This window comes from Pseudobacter ginsenosidimutans (assembly GCF_007970185.1).
GTDB lineage: Bacteria > Bacteroidota > Bacteroidia > Chitinophagales > Chitinophagaceae > Pseudobacter > Pseudobacter ginsenosidimutans.
The window spans coordinates 5804672-5820630 of sequence record NZ_CP042431.1 but is presented as its reverse complement, the minus strand read 5'-3'; the positions used below and the strand labels follow the sequence as shown (position 1 = coordinate 5820630).

General features: G+C 49.7%; 8 protein-coding genes and 1 pseudogene. All 9 read right to left on the bottom strand.

Going from position 1 to position 15959, the window contains the following annotated elements; all coding sequences use genetic code 11:
- Nucleotides 1–64 precede the first annotated feature (64 nt).
- Nucleotides 65–1966: a sodium:solute symporter family protein gene (locus FSB84_RS22915; RefSeq protein ID WP_130540190.1), complete on the bottom strand. Its 1902-nt coding sequence runs from the start codon at nucleotides 1964–1966 to the stop codon at nucleotides 65–67.
- A 40-nt stretch (nucleotides 1967–2006) separates the two neighbouring features.
- A complete protein-coding gene (locus tag FSB84_RS22910; RefSeq protein WP_130540189.1) occupies nucleotides 2007–4019 on the bottom strand; it encodes a beta-N-acetylhexosaminidase in 2013 nt (670 codons plus the stop codon).
- A 4-nt stretch (nucleotides 4020–4023) separates the two neighbouring features.
- The gene (locus FSB84_RS22905; protein WP_130540188.1) at nucleotides 4024–5418 is read right to left on the bottom strand and encodes a DUF5009 domain-containing protein; all 1395 of its coding nucleotides are present in this window, start codon (nucleotides 5416–5418) and stop codon (nucleotides 4024–4026) included.
- Between the two features lie 42 nt (nucleotides 5419–5460).
- Nucleotides 5461–6384, bottom strand: coding sequence for a DUF5017 domain-containing protein (locus tag FSB84_RS22900; protein WP_130540187.1), 924 nt, complete (start codon nucleotides 6382–6384; stop codon nucleotides 5461–5463).
- 30 nt (nucleotides 6385–6414) lie between these two features.
- Nucleotides 6415–8010 (bottom strand): RagB/SusD family nutrient uptake outer membrane protein, encoded by a 1596-nt coding sequence (locus FSB84_RS22895; RefSeq protein WP_130540186.1) that lies wholly within the window; start codon nucleotides 8008–8010, stop codon nucleotides 6415–6417.
- 20 nt (nucleotides 8011–8030) lie between these two features.
- Nucleotides 8031–11195: a SusC/RagA family TonB-linked outer membrane protein gene (locus tag FSB84_RS22890; RefSeq protein WP_130540185.1), complete on the bottom strand. Its 3165-nt coding sequence runs from the start codon at nucleotides 11193–11195 to the stop codon at nucleotides 8031–8033.
- Nucleotides 11196–11248: 53 nt separating this feature from the next.
- Nucleotides 11249–13225 carry an FAD-dependent oxidoreductase gene (locus tag FSB84_RS22885; protein ID WP_130540184.1) on the bottom strand — a complete coding sequence of 659 codons (1977 nt, stop codon included), beginning with the start codon at nucleotides 13223–13225 and terminating at the stop codon, nucleotides 11249–11251.
- A gap of 41 nt (nucleotides 13226–13266) precedes the next feature.
- Nucleotides 13267–14483: pseudogene (locus FSB84_RS22880) on the bottom strand (alpha amylase family protein).
- Nucleotides 14484–14554: 71 nt separating this feature from the next.
- A complete protein-coding gene (locus FSB84_RS22875; protein WP_225979869.1) occupies nucleotides 14555–15805 on the bottom strand; it encodes an AGE family epimerase/isomerase in 1251 nt (416 codons plus the stop codon).
- Between the last annotated feature and the right edge of the window lie 154 nt (nucleotides 15806–15959).

The window sequence follows — 15959 nt, the reverse complement described above, 5'->3', positions numbered from 1 at the left end:
GGAAACTGTTGCCCCATCGCTTAATCAATAACCTACAGCTCCATCCCTCAATTCCTCCGTCCATCTAAGTTCCAGGCTGTGCGGCAGTTTCCGCAGACGTTGCGGAAGAATCCGAAGCGGTTAAGTGCAAACGGTCGTACCAGGTGAACTTCAGAATCGTCATTGTCACCAGCCAAACTCCCATCGCTATAAATCCTTTTGTAAAGAATCCGAACACGAACTGTATCGGCATAATGATCATGCTCATCTGCCAAACGATTCCGATGATAACATTGAACATATCCCATTTGAACTGCTGGTTTGGCTGGAATGCCGGATTCACTTTCCTTACCATATTCAGTACTGGTTTCCACCAGCCCCAGGGTTTGGTATTGGTATAGAAACTGGTGAGTATCTGTTGTGATGGTGCGGGTGTAAGCAAGCAACCAACGATGCTGCCTGTCATGCTCAAAACGAGAATAATGAAAAAGGAAACAAGTGTACCGATACCGCTGCCGAATACATCTTTATACGCTGAATTATCCGCCAGATATGCCATGAGTGAAGGCACGAAGGTAGCGGCGATCAGGCCGGTAAGCATACCAGCGAAATAGCCATAGCCGTTGAAGCGCCACCAGATCCATTTGAGTACGTTGGCGGCGGCATAACCACCATAGAGAGCCGAAGTGATCCAGATGGTGAGACTGCTCAGCGAAGTGGCGAACAAACCGAAGATACAGCCCACCAGTACGATAGAAATGGAAACGATATAGCTCCATTTCACGTAGTGTGCGGGAGGCGCATCGGGCTTGAAATATTTTTTATAGAAATCATTTACGAGGTAAGCGGGCGCTGCATTCACGAAGGCCGAGAAGGTGCTCATGAAAGATGCCAGTAATCCTGCGAGTACGATACCGCGGATCCCGGCGGGCAGGTAGCTGCCGACAACACGACTAAGGATGATCTCGAAATCAGGTTTGCTTTGTCCCTGTAATTCGGGCATGAGGTAGTGAATGCCCACTAGTGTGAGGGCGCTCACCATCATGAAGAGCGGAATGAAGAGCACCAGGTTGGTGAAACCTGTGAGCATGGCTGCTTCCCTGGGTTTCTTGGCGCTGAGGATCCGTTGCATGTCGAAGCCTGGCACGGGTCCTGCGAGGCTGGCGAAAATGCCTTTGGCCACCATCATCATCAGTAGTGCGCCGAACCAGGTGAAGCCATCTTCTGACACTTTCTGTGCGGCCTGCGGGAAGTTGGACCCCCAGTCCACGTCCAGTTTCCATTCGGGCCAGAAATTGCTCCAGCCTTTAGGGAGCTGGTGGTGGAGAGCGTTGTAATCAACATCGCGCACGGCATAGGAGACTACGAGCAGGCAGCTGACCAGCAGGATGCCGTATTGCAGAACTTCTGTTGCAACCACACTGTACATGCCGCCTTTCACGGTATAGAAAGTGGTGAGGGCGATAATGATAAATGCGTAAGTCTGCTGACTGGTGAGCAGTGGATTACTGAGATCCCAGGGCAGGATATTGGAAGCGAACTTACCGATCCCCACGAATACATAACCGATAAAACCGATCACGCTGACGATAGCGAATACTACCACGATCATATGTGCAAGCCTTCCGCCGCGCTCGTCGCCAAAGCGTTTGATGATCCAGTCGGCGCCGGTCATGGCATTGGAGCGTCTGATCCAGATGGCGAGGAATACCATTACGAAGATCTGGTTCCATACGGGCCAGAGCCAGGGCAGCCAGGCGGCTTTGAAGCCGTATACGAAGAGCAGCGCCACGTAGAAGGCGGTACCGCTTACATCGAACATACCCGAGCTGTTGCTGAAGCCGAGCCAGTACCATTTGATATTGTTATCGCCGAGGAAATAGCTCTGGATATTTTTGGATGCTTTGCGGCTGATCCAGAAACCAAGACCAACGATGGTTACAAGGTAGCAGAGAATGATAATAATGTCGATCGTCGCTAAGTTCATGCGTTCTGTTTATTATGCGGTAATAGGGTCTGTGGTTATATCAGCGTGCTCGTTTGATTAGATCAGCCAGTTCCAGGTTGATCTCGCGGCCCAGCGGTTGTCCGTTCCTGTAAGAGCGTGCACGGATATGGTGCGCTCCTGTGGGGATGGTCAGTGGCCGGCCTTTGTACATAGGATAAAATTCGTCCACGTTTGTATCGTCGAAAGTATAGAAAACATCCAGTCCTTTGATCTCTGTATCGATGATAATACTGTAACTGCTGTCTGCATTCCGTTTTGCGGAAATGATTGGCTCATAGAATCCAGTAGCGTAGTTCACTTTTGCATGATGGAATCGTGGAAAATGTTTTTCCATGCGGACTACGAAATCGTCCCAGTTCCTTTTGTCTTTCCGGCTCCAGAGCGCTTCTGACAGGGCCATGCCGCGGGGCCAGGTCATGTACTGGACCTTACGTTCGTTGGGTACCTGCTCGGTAAACAGACTGCCCTGTCCTCCCAGAATATTTTCTTCCTTCGCTCCTGCTGCCACCGGCTCGAAAGCGTAGGCCGTATTGAGACGTGTAACGGTAAACGGGCCGTTCTCGAAAACAGGATCGTTCTGGTAGAAATCGAGATAAGTGAAAAAGGCCGGCGTCATCACGGCTTTGTGTCCGTTCTGTGATGCGAGTATCCCGCCTTTGTGATCTTTCCAGCTCATGTAGGCAACACCTGGCACGAGGCCGCCATCGAGTTTATCATACCAGCTCATGGGTAGCTTGCCTTTGCTTTCGATGATGCGGGCAAGGCGGTTCAGGAAGTATGTCTGCAGCTCTGATGTGTTGTTCAGTTTTTCTGTTTTGATCCGATGCTGGCATACTTCGCATTTTTCCCAGTACTGGCGTGAAACTTCGTCGCCGCCGATATGGATATAACGGGAAGGGAAAAGCGCAGCCACTTCCCCGAATATTTTGTCGAGAGCGGCATAGGTGGAATCATTTCCGGCACAGAGCACATTGGTTCTGCCCGGATTCCATGGATCGCCGGCCAGTACCTGCTGCGGTGTTTTGGTGCAGCTCATTTCCGGATAGGATGCAATCAGGGCCAGGCTATGACCGGGCACATCTATTTCGGGAACAACAGTGATGAATCTTTGCGCTGCATATGCAAGGATCTCTTTTACGTCTTCCTGTGTGTAATAACCTCCATCCGTAGCCGCTTCTCCGGGCTGGGGCCCTTTGAATCCGCGCCAGTAGCCTGTTCTGGGAACGCGCCAGGCGCCGGTTTTTGTGAGGTTGGGCATGGATTTGATCTCAAGTCTCCAACCCTGGTTATCGGTCAGGTGCCAGTGGAATACATTGAATTTGTATTTCGACATCTGATCGAGATAATTCTTGATCACTTCTTTGGAGAAGAAATGCCTGCTAACATCCAGCATCAGCCCGCGCCATTCAAAACGGGGACTGTCGTGAATGGTCACTGCTGCTATGCGCAATGATTCGCGGGCTGTTGCTTTGACGGGCAGCAGTTGCAGCAATGTCTGCACGGCATAGAACCAGCCGGCCGGCTGCGCCGCCTCTATGAATATATTTCCGGAGGAAACAGAGAGCCTGTAACCTTCTGATCTCAATGAGCTATCGGTATCCAGTAATCGAAAAACAATATTGTTCTGTTTTCCACTATTGGTGACTATGGGAATGTTTTTTCCACGGAGCTCTCCGATGGATTGCGCCAGGAGCTCGGCTACGCCACGGTGCTGGTGGTGCTGCTGTTGTACTACGATGCTACCTGCTGTTCTCAGGTTGAAGCTGCCTGTTCCTGTTGTTAAGTATGCGGGTGCAGGAATAATAGCGTGTACGATATTTACTTCGGGTGCTGCCAGTCGTTCGCGTCCCCGCGGGTGACTGCTGTTTGCCCGCCTCCCGGCGGGCACCGTGTCGCCGGAGGCGACAGAATATAAGTCACTCGCGGGCACGCGAGCGACTGCCGGCTGCGTGAGTAAACGCAGCGAGTCTTCTGAGGCAAAAGCTGATCCGGTCAGCAACATTATCAATATGGTAGCAATTCCTTTCAGCATGATCTTATGTTTTCCAGAACCACTGACGTTTGGTAAAGAAAATAGTGATGAGCGATACTACCCCGGTGAATAATACTCCTTCCAGGAAACCGGTCCAGGGACCGGTTCCGATATTGGTGTAATATTGGAACAATCCGGTCAGGTGCAATACCGGGATCAGCAGCAGGTTGCCTGTAACATAGGCTACCATTGGGTTGCGGCCATTGAGGCTGAAATAGTTGATGATGCTGCCGAAGCCTCTTTCGTTTTGCATTCCATAAAATCCCAGCAGGGCAAAGAATGCGAGGCCGCTGGTGATCAGGTAGTAACTATAAGTGCTGGGATCTTTCTTCACTCCTCCTTCAAAGGCATCGAAGCTGAGGCCGAGCAAGAGCATGAAGCAACCAGCTGTGAAGAAGCGATGCAATAATTTGTAACCTGTGGCATCGAGTTTCTGTACGCAGTAATAGATGGCAGCCAGTAATGCGGCGCTGACGCCGAGATTGAGCACCAGTTGCCTGGAGAATAAGAAACAAACATTCAATGTGATCAGCAGAATGCTGAGGAATGCCAACAGCCTTATATAGTTCTTTTCATTCGGACCTGCCACCGGATTGGATTTGCTGCTTTCCAGCAACCAATCTCCTGCCAGGGTTCCGGGCAATACGATGAACAGGTATTTGAGGTAATAGAATTTATACATCCAGGGAGCGGGCGTGAAGTTGAACAGGGCTTCGTTCCAACTGCCGGCGGTTTTGCTGCCGAGGAAGATGGCCATTACAAATCCGAGGATTCCGATGCGGATCCAGGGCTTGCCCTTGGTGAACCACCAGATCAGGGTGCTGAAGAAGGCCATATTGCCCAGCACGATGATGATGATATCTTCCTTCATCAAAGAAAATCCTTTACCATCCTTGAATGGGAGGATGTACAATAAGAGTGCAGCGAGTGCAAATGCGAGTCCTCTCGCGATCTGGAATACCAGTTTGTATTTCCCTTTCGATTCAAAGAACTGGAAAAACAGTAAAACGAAACTGGCAACGGAAAGCCAGTAATGAATGGGCTCGGGTTTTGCTGCCTGTACCCAGGCGCGCATATGAAAAGTGAACAGCGCAAAGAAAACCAGTAACAGGAACCTTCTTCCTGCGATATAAGCCACGGACCAGAATCCGGCCTGCTCTTTTATTTTTTTGTTCAAAGCCAGTGGTATGGCCGCTCCCATACTGAATAAAAAGAACGGGAACACAAGATCCACCCAGGTGATGCCGGGTATTTCAGGTTTGTAAACATGGTAAGGCGGCGGTACCTGGGCATGATACATCCAGGCCGGCAGTATACCAAAAGCGATACTGCTGGAGAGCACCATCGCCAGAATGGCGAAGCCTCTTAAAGCATCCAGGCACTGGTTTCTTTGCTGCATTGCTGTTCCGGGGTTTAGGGAGTATTAGGGTACGGATTACAGTTAGTTAGTGATGGTGATATCGAGTTCTCTCACCACGGTCTTCACCTCTTTCGCATTGGTATTGGAACCAATGAAAGTGACTTTGTAGGTGCCAGGCTCCGTGAAAATATATACGTGCTCGTTCTTGCGGGCCATATATTCCTTGATGGCAACTCCTTTGTCAGGCGAAACCTGCGCTACAAAGAAAGGTTTTGAAATAGCCCAGTCCTCTGATTCCACCAGTGAGCTGTTGGGAGCGAACTGCAGGTAACCAAGCGTTGTTTCATTTTTCCAGAAATTGTTGGGGTTCTGGAAATCCACGTTCACCCATCCCGCTCCGAAGAGATTCGATAATGATGCCACTGTTCCATCGGGGTATGTGTTGTTGAGATTGAAACTCATGATGCGCCAGGTACGTTGTGTGGCGGTTGCGCCCGGTGGCTTCTCCCCTACATACCGGTAAGAAAGATAGATAGGCTTTCCTTTCACGATGAGGTCGGAAATATTGGCAACGCCGGATTGTATCTCCACTCCAACCGCTCCATTGGGAGCAGTGGCCATGGTAAAGCGGTCTGTGATCTCAGTCCAGGTGGCTGCTTTAACAGCATTGGTATCATATTTACCGGTGAAATCTGTGCTGGCCATTACGCGCACATTGTTCACCTGTGAGCCGTAGAGCACACGGCTGCTGAAGCTCATGAATGTAGTGCCGCCTTCCAGCTCGGTGCGGTTCCTGTATTGGTATTCTGAACCGGGCTCGCCGGAAAAGAAAGTGATCACATCGGGTGAGTTGCTGAAATTGAATACCACACTGTCTCCCACTTTATAGGTGGATTGTGCAGTGCTGACAGTGAAGTCCGGTGCGTCCAGTTTATCGCGTTTGTTGCAGGAGGCCATCAGTGCAGCCACTGCCAACAGGGATGATATATGACGAAGTTTGAACATAATCTTTCATTAATTGATGGAGAGATCGGTTTACCATTCTGGATTCTGGATGAGCGCTTTGTTGAGCGACATTTCCGCGCTGGGGATCGGCAGCAGCAGGTGTCTTTCAGCTGCGTTTACGCCAGCCAGTGAGGCCCTGAGTTTCCATTCTGCGGGAGCAGTGGCATTCACCTGTGCGCCGAGAACGTTCATGGTGCTGAGATAGATACCCCAGCGGATCAGGTCGAATTTCCTTAAAGCCTCAAAGCCGAGCTCGTGTGTGCGTTCCATACGAACAGCAGCCCTGAAGTCGCTTGCATCCAGTCCGGGAGTAAGCTCATATACTACTGCTGGATCCGGAGGCGTGGTCAGTGTAAGACCGAATGCCCTTTTCCTTACTGCATTGATGGCATTGTATGCTTCAGTGGTTGGGCCATTCACTTCGTTCTCTGCTTCGGCATACATCAGCAGCACATCAGCATAGCGCAGTAAAGGGAAATTGATGGGGGAAGTATTCACGTTCTTTGGAGTGGCAGTTTCATATTCCCTTCTCCATTTGGCATTGCAGCGGTTGTAGATCTGTGATGCACTGTAGTTCACTTTGGAGTTGGCAACACCGCCCACCGTTCCGTAGTAGAAAGGATTGATGGTCCAGTCGCGGCGCAGGTCACCTGCTTCAAAGGAATTGTAGTAGCTGGCCTGCACGTGCAATGCGCCATAGCTGTAACCGAATTCCTTGTTGCTGTTGGGGATGCCTGTGATAACGCCGATGGAGCCTTCCTCTTCCTGACCGCCAGTGGAAAGTTTACTGAATTCCACTTCCCAGATACATTCTTTGATATCATATTTGTCAGCGGAATGATTGATGAAGATCTGTTTGTAATCGGGATTGAGCACATGGCCATTGGCGGGATCCATCACTTTCTCTGCCCATTTCTTTGCTTCTGCAAACTTATCCGTATTCTTCAGTGGCTCTCCTGCCCATTTGAGATTCACTCTTGCGAGGATGCCCCAGGCGGTTGATTTGGTAACGCGACCATTGTGTGCATAGGTACCGGAAACAGGCAGCAGTTCTGCAGCAGCCTCCATATCTTTCACGATCTGCTCCATGATTGTAGCAGTGGCAGTACGGCCGATATTCACGTCAGTTGCGTCCACCGGCGGTTTCAGGCGAAGCGGCACATCACCCCAATTGCTGGTGAGCACGAAATAATAATAAGCTCTCAGGAAAAGTGCATCTCCTTTTGCGGCCTTTCGTTTGGCTTCGTCCATCACCAGGTCTGCGTTATCGATATTCTGGAGGAACATATTGGCCCTGTTGATGCCCTGGTAGAGCAGGTTCCACATGTTATTGATACCGCCGTGGGAGGCATCGAAGTTGTTGAATGAAAGATCGATGGGTGATGAACTGAGAGAGTTGAATCCTTCATCGCTGATATCATTTTCGAATATCATTGTCCGTGAGTACGTGTTTGTCTTGCCCATCACATCATACACGCCGGCGAGCGCGGTCATAACATCTGTCTCATTCTTGAAATAGTTTTCGGGCGACACAAAGTCGGTAGGCAGTTTCTCGAGGAATTTCTTACAACCCACAGCACCGGTGAGGGTTGATAAAGCAAGCAGGCTATAGATGATTCGTTTCATAACGAAATACATTTAATTGATTAGAAAGTTGCATTCAGACCAAAGACCATTGTTTTAGCCCTGGGGTAAGCAGAGTAATCGAAACCTGGTGTGAGTGCGGAGTTGCGCACAGATACTTCAGGATCGTAACCGCTGTAATTGGTCCAGGTGATCAGGTTCTGCGCTGTTGCGTACACGCGGATGGCGCTGATCTTTGCTTTCTTCAGGATCGCCGGTGAGAAGTTGTAACCCAGGCTCACGGTCTTGAGACGGAGGAATGAACCGTCTTCCACCATGCGCGTAGAATAGTACTTGCTCAGAGAGCCTTTGGCAACAGGGATCTTTGAATCCTGGTTCTCGGGGCTCCATCGGTCTGCATAGTACGCATACTGGTTGGTGTTGAATTTGTAACCGGTACCAAGCGCCCAGGTATTGGCATTGTAGATGTCGTTGCCATAAGACCACTGGAACAGTACGTTCAGGTCGAAATTCTTGTAGGCGAAATTGTTGGACCAGCCACCGGTGTGAATGGGCAGCGGGTTGCCGATCACGGTGCGGTCGTTGTTATCGATCTGGTTATCTCCGTTGAGATCTTTGTATTTGATATGACCTGGTTTGATGCTGGCGCGGTCCTGACCGTTGTTGGGCACAGTTGATTTCAGGATATAGTTGTCGCCGATCTTATCGAAATCATCATAATTGTAAACACCATCCCAAACCTGTCCGTAGAACTGTGCAACCGGACTGTTCAGGCGGGCGATATAACCGGGGATCAAAACCCAGTCGTCTCCCCAGTACTGTGAAGTGAGCAGGGAGTATTCACCTTCTGCAAGTGCCAGCACTTTGTTACGGTTGAAAGAGATGTTAACACCGGATGTCCAGCGGAAATCCTTGTTTTTAACGATATCGCCGGAGAGGTCGAATTCAAGACCTTCGTTCCTCACTTTTCCCATGTTCTTGAACTGGCGGCTGAAACCGGTATTGCCGGGGAGGCTGGCATTCAGCAGCAGGTCGGGAGTAGTCTTGCGGTATACGTCGGTGGTGAATCTCAGGCGGCCAGCAAAGAATTCCAAATCGAGGCCGAGGTCATATTGCGTTGTTGGTTCCCATTTCAGGTTGGGGTTACCCATGCTGCTGGGATAGCTGCCGTTGTTGAGCTGGTTACCCCAGGAATACCCTGCATCTAACGGTGTAATATAGCCGGCGTATGCAGCGAAGTTACCAACAGCGTTGTTGCCGGTAACACCCCAGCTGGCGCGAAGCTTGGCATCTGACAGGAACCTGATATCCTTCATCCATTTTTCAGATCCGAGTCTCCAGGCGAAGGCAGCAGAAGGGAAATACCCCCATGTATTGCTGCCGATGAATCGGGAGGAACCATCTGCGCGGAATGAAGCGGTGAATAAATATTTAGAGAAGAGCGTATAGTTGGCACGGGCCAGGAATGAAGCCATGCTCATTACTGAACTCGTGGAAGTTATGGAAAGCGGAGTACCTTCATCGAGGCCGCTGAGACCAAGACCTTCACTGGGTAACAGTTTGGCATATGCGCCAAAGGCACTGCTCCGGGTTTCCTGCATGGTAAAACCTCCCAGGAGGGTCAGATTATGGTCTGCATTGAAGCGCCGGTTCCATGTAAGGGTATTCTCATTCAGCCAGCTTGAATTATTGTAGAATGTCATTCCGCCATTCACTTTGTTGTTGGTGGAAGGGTTACCACCACGGGATTGTGAGTTATTGAAAACTTCACCGCGTGTGATGCCTCTTGTATAACCACCAGTGGTTTTGAATTTCAGGTTGCGGGTGATGGCGTATTCTGCATACCCATTGAGAACGAGATTTTCGCTGAAGTTTTGTCTCAACTCATTCTGCGTGGTAACGATGGGGTTATATCGATGCTCCTGTGAAGGTTCGATCTCCGGATCTGTAGGGGATTCCAGCAGGTCCACATTGGAGTTGAGCAGTGCGATGGGACGGTAAGCCCATACGCTGAAGAGCAGGTTGAGCTCATTATTGTAACCGGAAGAGGAAGTAGGTGTACCCCAGGTTTTGGAGTTGGAGTAAGCGATGTTGAAGCCAACCTTTAGTTTATCGTTCACTTCATGGTCAATGGCCAAACGTCCCTGCAATCTTTTGAATCCGGAATTGAGTACAATACCATCCTGACCGAGATAGCTACCCGAAGCGGCCAGCTTGGTTTTTGCATTACCTCCGTTGATGCTGAGGTGATGGCTTTGCATGGGCGCTCTGCGCATGATCTGTTCTTCCCAGTCGATCCCTTTGATGTTCTTATAGTAATCGAGTGGCAATGTGTCTTTCACGCCATTCTCTGTATAAGCGAGATACATAGTGGTGGCAAGATCAGGATTGATCTCTTTTTGCAGTTTCACGAACTCGTAAGGGCTCAGTACATCCAGTCGTTTATTGCTTTCCTGCCAGCCGTAGTAAGTATTGTAGCTGATCTTTGTTTTACCGGCTTTGCCTCGTTTGGTGGTGATCACCACTACCCCGTTGGCGCCGCGGGCACCGTAGATAGCGGTAGCGGAAGCATCTTTCAGGATATCGATGGATTCGATATCTGCGGGATCGATGGCATTGATGATATTGGCTGACTCACTACCGGGATCTTCCCAGGGGAACCCATCGATCACGTACAGCGGGCTGTTGGTCTGTGTTACGGAGTTGCCACCGCGGATCACCACGTTGATAGACGAACCGGGTTTACCTTCTGAGGAAACCACCTGCACACCGGCGATGCGGCCTGCGAGCGCTTCATCGAAAGATTTCACAGGAGCTTTCTGCAGATCGGCAATATTGATACTGCCCACAGAGCCCGTGAGGTCTTTCCGGCGAACCTGTCCGTATCCCACTACCACCACATCTTTGAGTGACTGGGGATCCCTGGACATATTCACGGTGAAGTTTCCGGCCCTGGTGAAATTCACATCCCTTGATAAATAGCCGGCGCTGGTGAAAACCAGTATGCCCGGCAGTTTGGGGAGTGAAATGGAGTAATCACCCTGGTCGTCAGTTACGGTTCCGGTTTTGGAGTCTTTGATCATTACAGATACACCCGGCAATGGCTCGCCATCTTCGCCGAGAACTTTACCTGTGATCTTTGCCTGTTGTGGCTGGGCCTGTGCCTGCGCCCAGACGAACTGCGTGGAGAACAATAGCAGCAACAACAGATACGCTGTACGTTTCATAAAGCAATCGTGTTTAATCGTGAAATGAAAATGCGTTGATGTTAGTTTGGTATTCATTTTACTCTGGAATAGCCTTTGTGGTCAATCTCTGTTGCGAAGGGATTGGCCAGGTGATCAATCATTACAGCCAGTTCAGCCCTGGTAATGGCGCGGGTAAGGTTGAAATTGGAAAGGTTCCATTGAGTCCAGGCTGTAGAAAGCCTCTTATTAAAGTCTTCGCGGGATATTGGAGCCGGTTTGAGATCGCCGGCAGCGGAGTTTTGTTTCAGGTATTCGAAGAGTACGGATGCTGCATCGCCGATGGTAAGAGGCTTTACCACTGGTTTTGCAGGTTGGGGAGCTGTTTCTTTAAAGCCTTCGGGAACGGCAAATGCAGTCATCACTTCATTACCCTGGTCAGGTTTTTTGCCGGTGAACTGCTGCCAGTATTTTGTAAAGCTGTTGGCATCGGCAACTGAATCCGGGTAGAACCAGGTCTGGTTAGCCCATTTATAAGCGATACCCGTTCCTTTAAGGATACCGGTAGCGCCTATGCGCTGAATGGCAGCGAAATGCGGATGCGCATAAGGTACATCGATATAAGGCATGAGATAAGCGCCTGCATCGAGCAGCCCTTTCTGTACAGCGCGTACGCTTACTTTGGCTGGCGTGGTGCGTTGCTGCACGGTGAGCGCGGCCAGTACGCCGGCTGCCTGCCCGGTAAGTAATACACAGGGTTGCAGGCGTGTAGTGCCATTCACTACATTGCTCACGCTGATGCCTTTTTCTGCAATGATCAGTCCATTTGTTTTCTCTGGGATCAGTGCTCCCAGCGGAACGGAGAAAGATGGTACCGGATAGAATTCCAGGTGCTGCGGAGCAGAAGGATTTTTTTTGTGGTGATGATCGATGGGATAATCGCCAACGGAAATACTGGTCCTGTATAACGGTTCACCATAGTCGAAGGGTTCGGCCAGGTGGCGCATGGTGTAACGAACGATGCCCTTCACACGTCTGCCTTCACGATAGTATGGAATGAGTGCAAAACGATCAGCTGTGGGGAATTCATCATTGGTGAGACCGAGATTTTTATACCCCAGCTGGTGCTGGATAAAATAGATGAATCTCCAGGTGGTGGCTTTCGCTTTTTCCAGTTCTTTGGCGCGCTGTTCAGGCGTCAGCTCCACGATATTGAGGTAAGTGTCGTTACCGGCCTTGGGCCAGTTGAGCAGGTATTTGTTGTTCGGCAGTTTCGCGTATTCCAGCATGGTCTTGCTGTTGACGGCGGGCGCCGGTTTGGTGGAATCGATATAATAGTCTGTACAGGCGCCATCGAATTCGGCGGGATCATATCCGGCAGGTTTAGCGATGGTGCAGTCTGCCGCTGCGCCATAATCTTTCAGGATGGCAACATAGGTGAGGTCCTGCACCACATCATTGGTTTCAGTAATGCCCACTGTTTCTCCGGTGAGCGATCCTGCTTCCATGCCGAGATCATATGGAACTTTGGCGCTGGCGAAAGCATCGCCCATTTCTGTGGCGTCGATGGTAACGGTGGCAGAAATGATAAGCGTTTGTTTTTTGTTGTTGATGAACCTGGCGCCGGTGATGGTATTGCCTTTTTTGATGGTTCTGTCAAATCGCCATCCAAAGCGGATATCGAGCGATTTGAGTGGTGCTGCCATTGCTTTGAGGATACTGTCGGCCACGCTGGGCTCAAACTGGGTATTGCTCACCCAGCCGGTTTCAACGGCTGCCGGACCTCCATATACTTTGTAGAGTTGCCCGCGGAATTCGCGCCAGATGCCGGAAGGCAGGCGGTGATTGCCATCGGTGGCGGATACGCCTGCTGCGGAAAGCATGCCTCCCAGCCAGGGAGTCTCTTCCACCAGCATAACGGGAACGCCCATTCGCGCAGCCTGGATAGCTGCGGCTGTTCCACCGGTCCCTCCTCCTATCACCAGCACTTTGGTGCTGAGCTTCTGCTGGGCATTGGCAAATAGCATTCCAAAAATCAGTGCGCTTACTACAGTATACTTCTTTACAAACATGGCTTACAGATCGATTGGGTTTAGGCGATATAACTATTTTCCTATTTTCCGGTTACCTGTTGAATGGCATCCCACCAGTTGCGCTGCACGATATGCACCAGGTCGAAAATCATCAGACCATTGGTCTTATCCATACACATCTGCATGGCTTTGATGAACTGGTCTTTATTCTTTTCGTACTGTTCTACATACAATCCCCGAGTAATGGCGCTGCCCCTTTGGTGAGCTCCATCGCTCTTTCAGCAGATCCTTCCACTGAATACACAGGTGAACGCTGTGTGCTCATACCTGCCTCTGTTCTGGCGGCGCGGTAGGTGTTGGATTGATGTACTTCTTCTTTACTCACTTCATAATAGTAGCAACCGGTAGTGTAGAGGTCTAACAGCTCTGCATAACCGTATTGCTGGTATTTGGGAGTGGCCCAGCTATATTCTCTGGCCACCTCGAATTTGTTGCTGGCCCAGTTAACTCCCACTTCGTAGTAGGTAGGATACCAGGCGCCGGTGTAGTCGCCGAAAATGATCTTCTTATTGGCTTTCTTCGCGGTTTTCCTGGCGTCCACAAAGAAATTGTAGATAACGGAAGCCCTCCACTCGATCCATTGCTTGTAAAGCGGACCAGGTGTCTTAACCGGCTTCCCATCTTTCTTCGTATAGCTGTATACGTCAGCAGGGAAATTGGCCACTTTCTTACCGATATATTTCTCGAACAATTTTCTGGAAACATTGGAGAAATCTGATTCAAAACCATCGTATCTGACCCTGTCCAGGATCACGCCATCCAGTCCGGGATGTTGTTTGATCAACTCTTTCAGCAGGTTCAGCTGGTATTTCTGTACTTCAGGATTGGCGGGGTTCAGCATACCGCTGTACTTGGATTTAATGGCAGAGATCTTTGTAAGACCCGTATCCAGGTAATTGATGGATTGCCATTCGGGGTATTGCCCGTAGATGATACCCTTGTTGAAATGATTATGACCACCGGAGAAAACATTGATGCTGGCGTGCACGGTGAGACCGAACTTATGTCCTTCATCGATGAAGGTTTGAAGGAAATTGAGATCCTGCGGCATTTTGTGGCCCTGCCATTCTCCCAGGTAAGGAGCGTATTTGCTTTTCCAGAGTACGAAGCCGGTGATGGGTTTCACATCCACCACAATATCGGTTACGCCTGCCTGTTTGGACTTTTCCAGGTAAAATCTGATTGAGTCTGCGGATGATAATCTTTTATAATTGGCATGCGCATCAAACCAAAGCATCACACGCTTCTGTGCGGAAGCGGTAAGTCCGGCCATGATCAGCAACAGTATCAGCAGTGGTTTACGGGGCATCATTGTGCGTTGTTTTTTTGTTGAATCTTTTCCATCGTCTTCCAAACCTGGAACAGGGCCCTTGGTATATGGAAGCATCCTTTCCATTTTCCTCCTTTGAGCGGCAAATAAGCTTCTCCTCTCCTGTTGAGATAACCGAACCATTCGCCATGCTCAGGGTCTTTGAAATGTTTCCAGGTGTAGGCATGCACTCTGTTGAACCATTCAGCGCAGGCTGCATCACCTGTATGCATGTACGCTTTTGCCAATGCTACCAGCGCTTCCACATGCACCCACCAGAGTTTCTGGTCCCATTCCAGTTGCTGTGTGGGATTACCTTTGATATCAAGGAAATAATAAAGTCCGCCGAACTCCTTGTCCCACCCGTATTCCAGGGTGTTGAGCATGATATTGACAGCTTTGCGGATAAGCGTTTTGTCACCCAGTCTTTCACCGAGGTCCATGATGAACCACATGGCTTCGATAGCATGACCAGGATTGATCAGTCTTCCTTCGAAGCTGTCTGAGAAGCTCCCGTCCGGGTTTACATTCTCCAGTATCAGTCCATGTTCAGGTTGATAGAAAACCTCCATCACATCGTGGATCACTGTTGGAATAAAGCTGTTGACCCTTTCTGCTCCCAGGATATGTTCCATTTCGAGGCTAAGGTTGCTCAGGATCATAGGAAGGCTGAAATTCCTGAGGGGTCTTGTTCCGGGATATGCTTTATTGTAAGATCCTTTCCAGTTGTGTTGTCTGCGGATAATGTGCGCAAAGGTATCTAATGCAATTTGTTTATATCGCGGGTTTGGATCGGCTTTATCCATAGCTGCAAAGGCCATGGTGGCAAAGGCATCGCTGAAAATATTATAGGGCTGGATCAGCGGCTTTCCGTCTGCCGTCATGGAAAAATACCAGTTGCCTTCTGCATCGCGACCAAACTTTTCCAGGAAATCAGCACCATGTTTTGCAAAGGCGAGCCATTCCGGGTTTTGTTCGATCTGCTTGTACATATAGGCGAAGCACCAGACCTGACGGCCCTGGAGCCAGATGAATTTATCGGTGTCGTATACACGACCATCGCGATCGAGACAGGTGAAATAACCGCCATTCACGGCGTCTTTGCTATGTTCCATCCAGAAGGGAAGGATATTATCGAGGAGCTCACTCTTGTATTGTGCTGCGTAAAGGATAGGATCGAAGGCAAAATTCTCCGTTGTTGCTTCCTGCACCAGTTCTTTTTCCATATTACTGTTTGTGTTGCCGTTCATGAGGTACCAGTGAATGATTGATTATTGATGCGACTAAATTATTAAAATAATTATCACTTAACTCAAACTTAATAAAAAAAATTATTTACTGCTGCGAAAGGAATCGGGATCATGATAAGTATAATGTGTTGGATACACAGGAATATGGATATTC

What these genes read in the sequence shown, in the direction of transcription:
- FSB84_RS22915 (WP_130540190.1), bottom strand. Translation starts at nt 1,966, where the DNA reads ATGAACTTAGCGACGATCGACATTATTATCATTCTCTGCTACCTTGTA.
- FSB84_RS22910 (WP_130540189.1), bottom strand. Translation starts at nt 4,019, where the DNA reads ATGCTGAAAGGAATTGCTACCATATTGATAATGTTGCTGACCGGATCA.
- FSB84_RS22905 (WP_130540188.1), bottom strand. Translation starts at nt 5,418, where the DNA reads ATGCAGCAAAGAAACCAGTGCCTGGATGCTTTAAGAGGCTTCGCCATT.
- FSB84_RS22900 (WP_130540187.1), bottom strand. Translation starts at nt 6,384, where the DNA reads ATGTTCAAACTTCGTCATATATCATCCCTGTTGGCAGTGGCTGCACTG.
- FSB84_RS22895 (WP_130540186.1), bottom strand. Translation starts at nt 8,010, where the DNA reads ATGAAACGAATCATCTATAGCCTGCTTGCTTTATCAACCCTCACCGGT.
- FSB84_RS22890 (WP_130540185.1), bottom strand. Translation starts at nt 11,195, where the DNA reads ATGAAACGTACAGCGTATCTGTTGTTGCTGCTATTGTTCTCCACGCAG.
- FSB84_RS22885 (WP_130540184.1), bottom strand. Translation starts at nt 13,225, where the DNA reads ATGTTTGTAAAGAAGTATACTGTAGTAAGCGCACTGATTTTTGGAATG.
- FSB84_RS22875 (WP_225979869.1), bottom strand. Translation starts at nt 15,805, where the DNA reads ATGAACGGCAACACAAACAGTAATATGGAAAAAGAACTGGTGCAGGAA.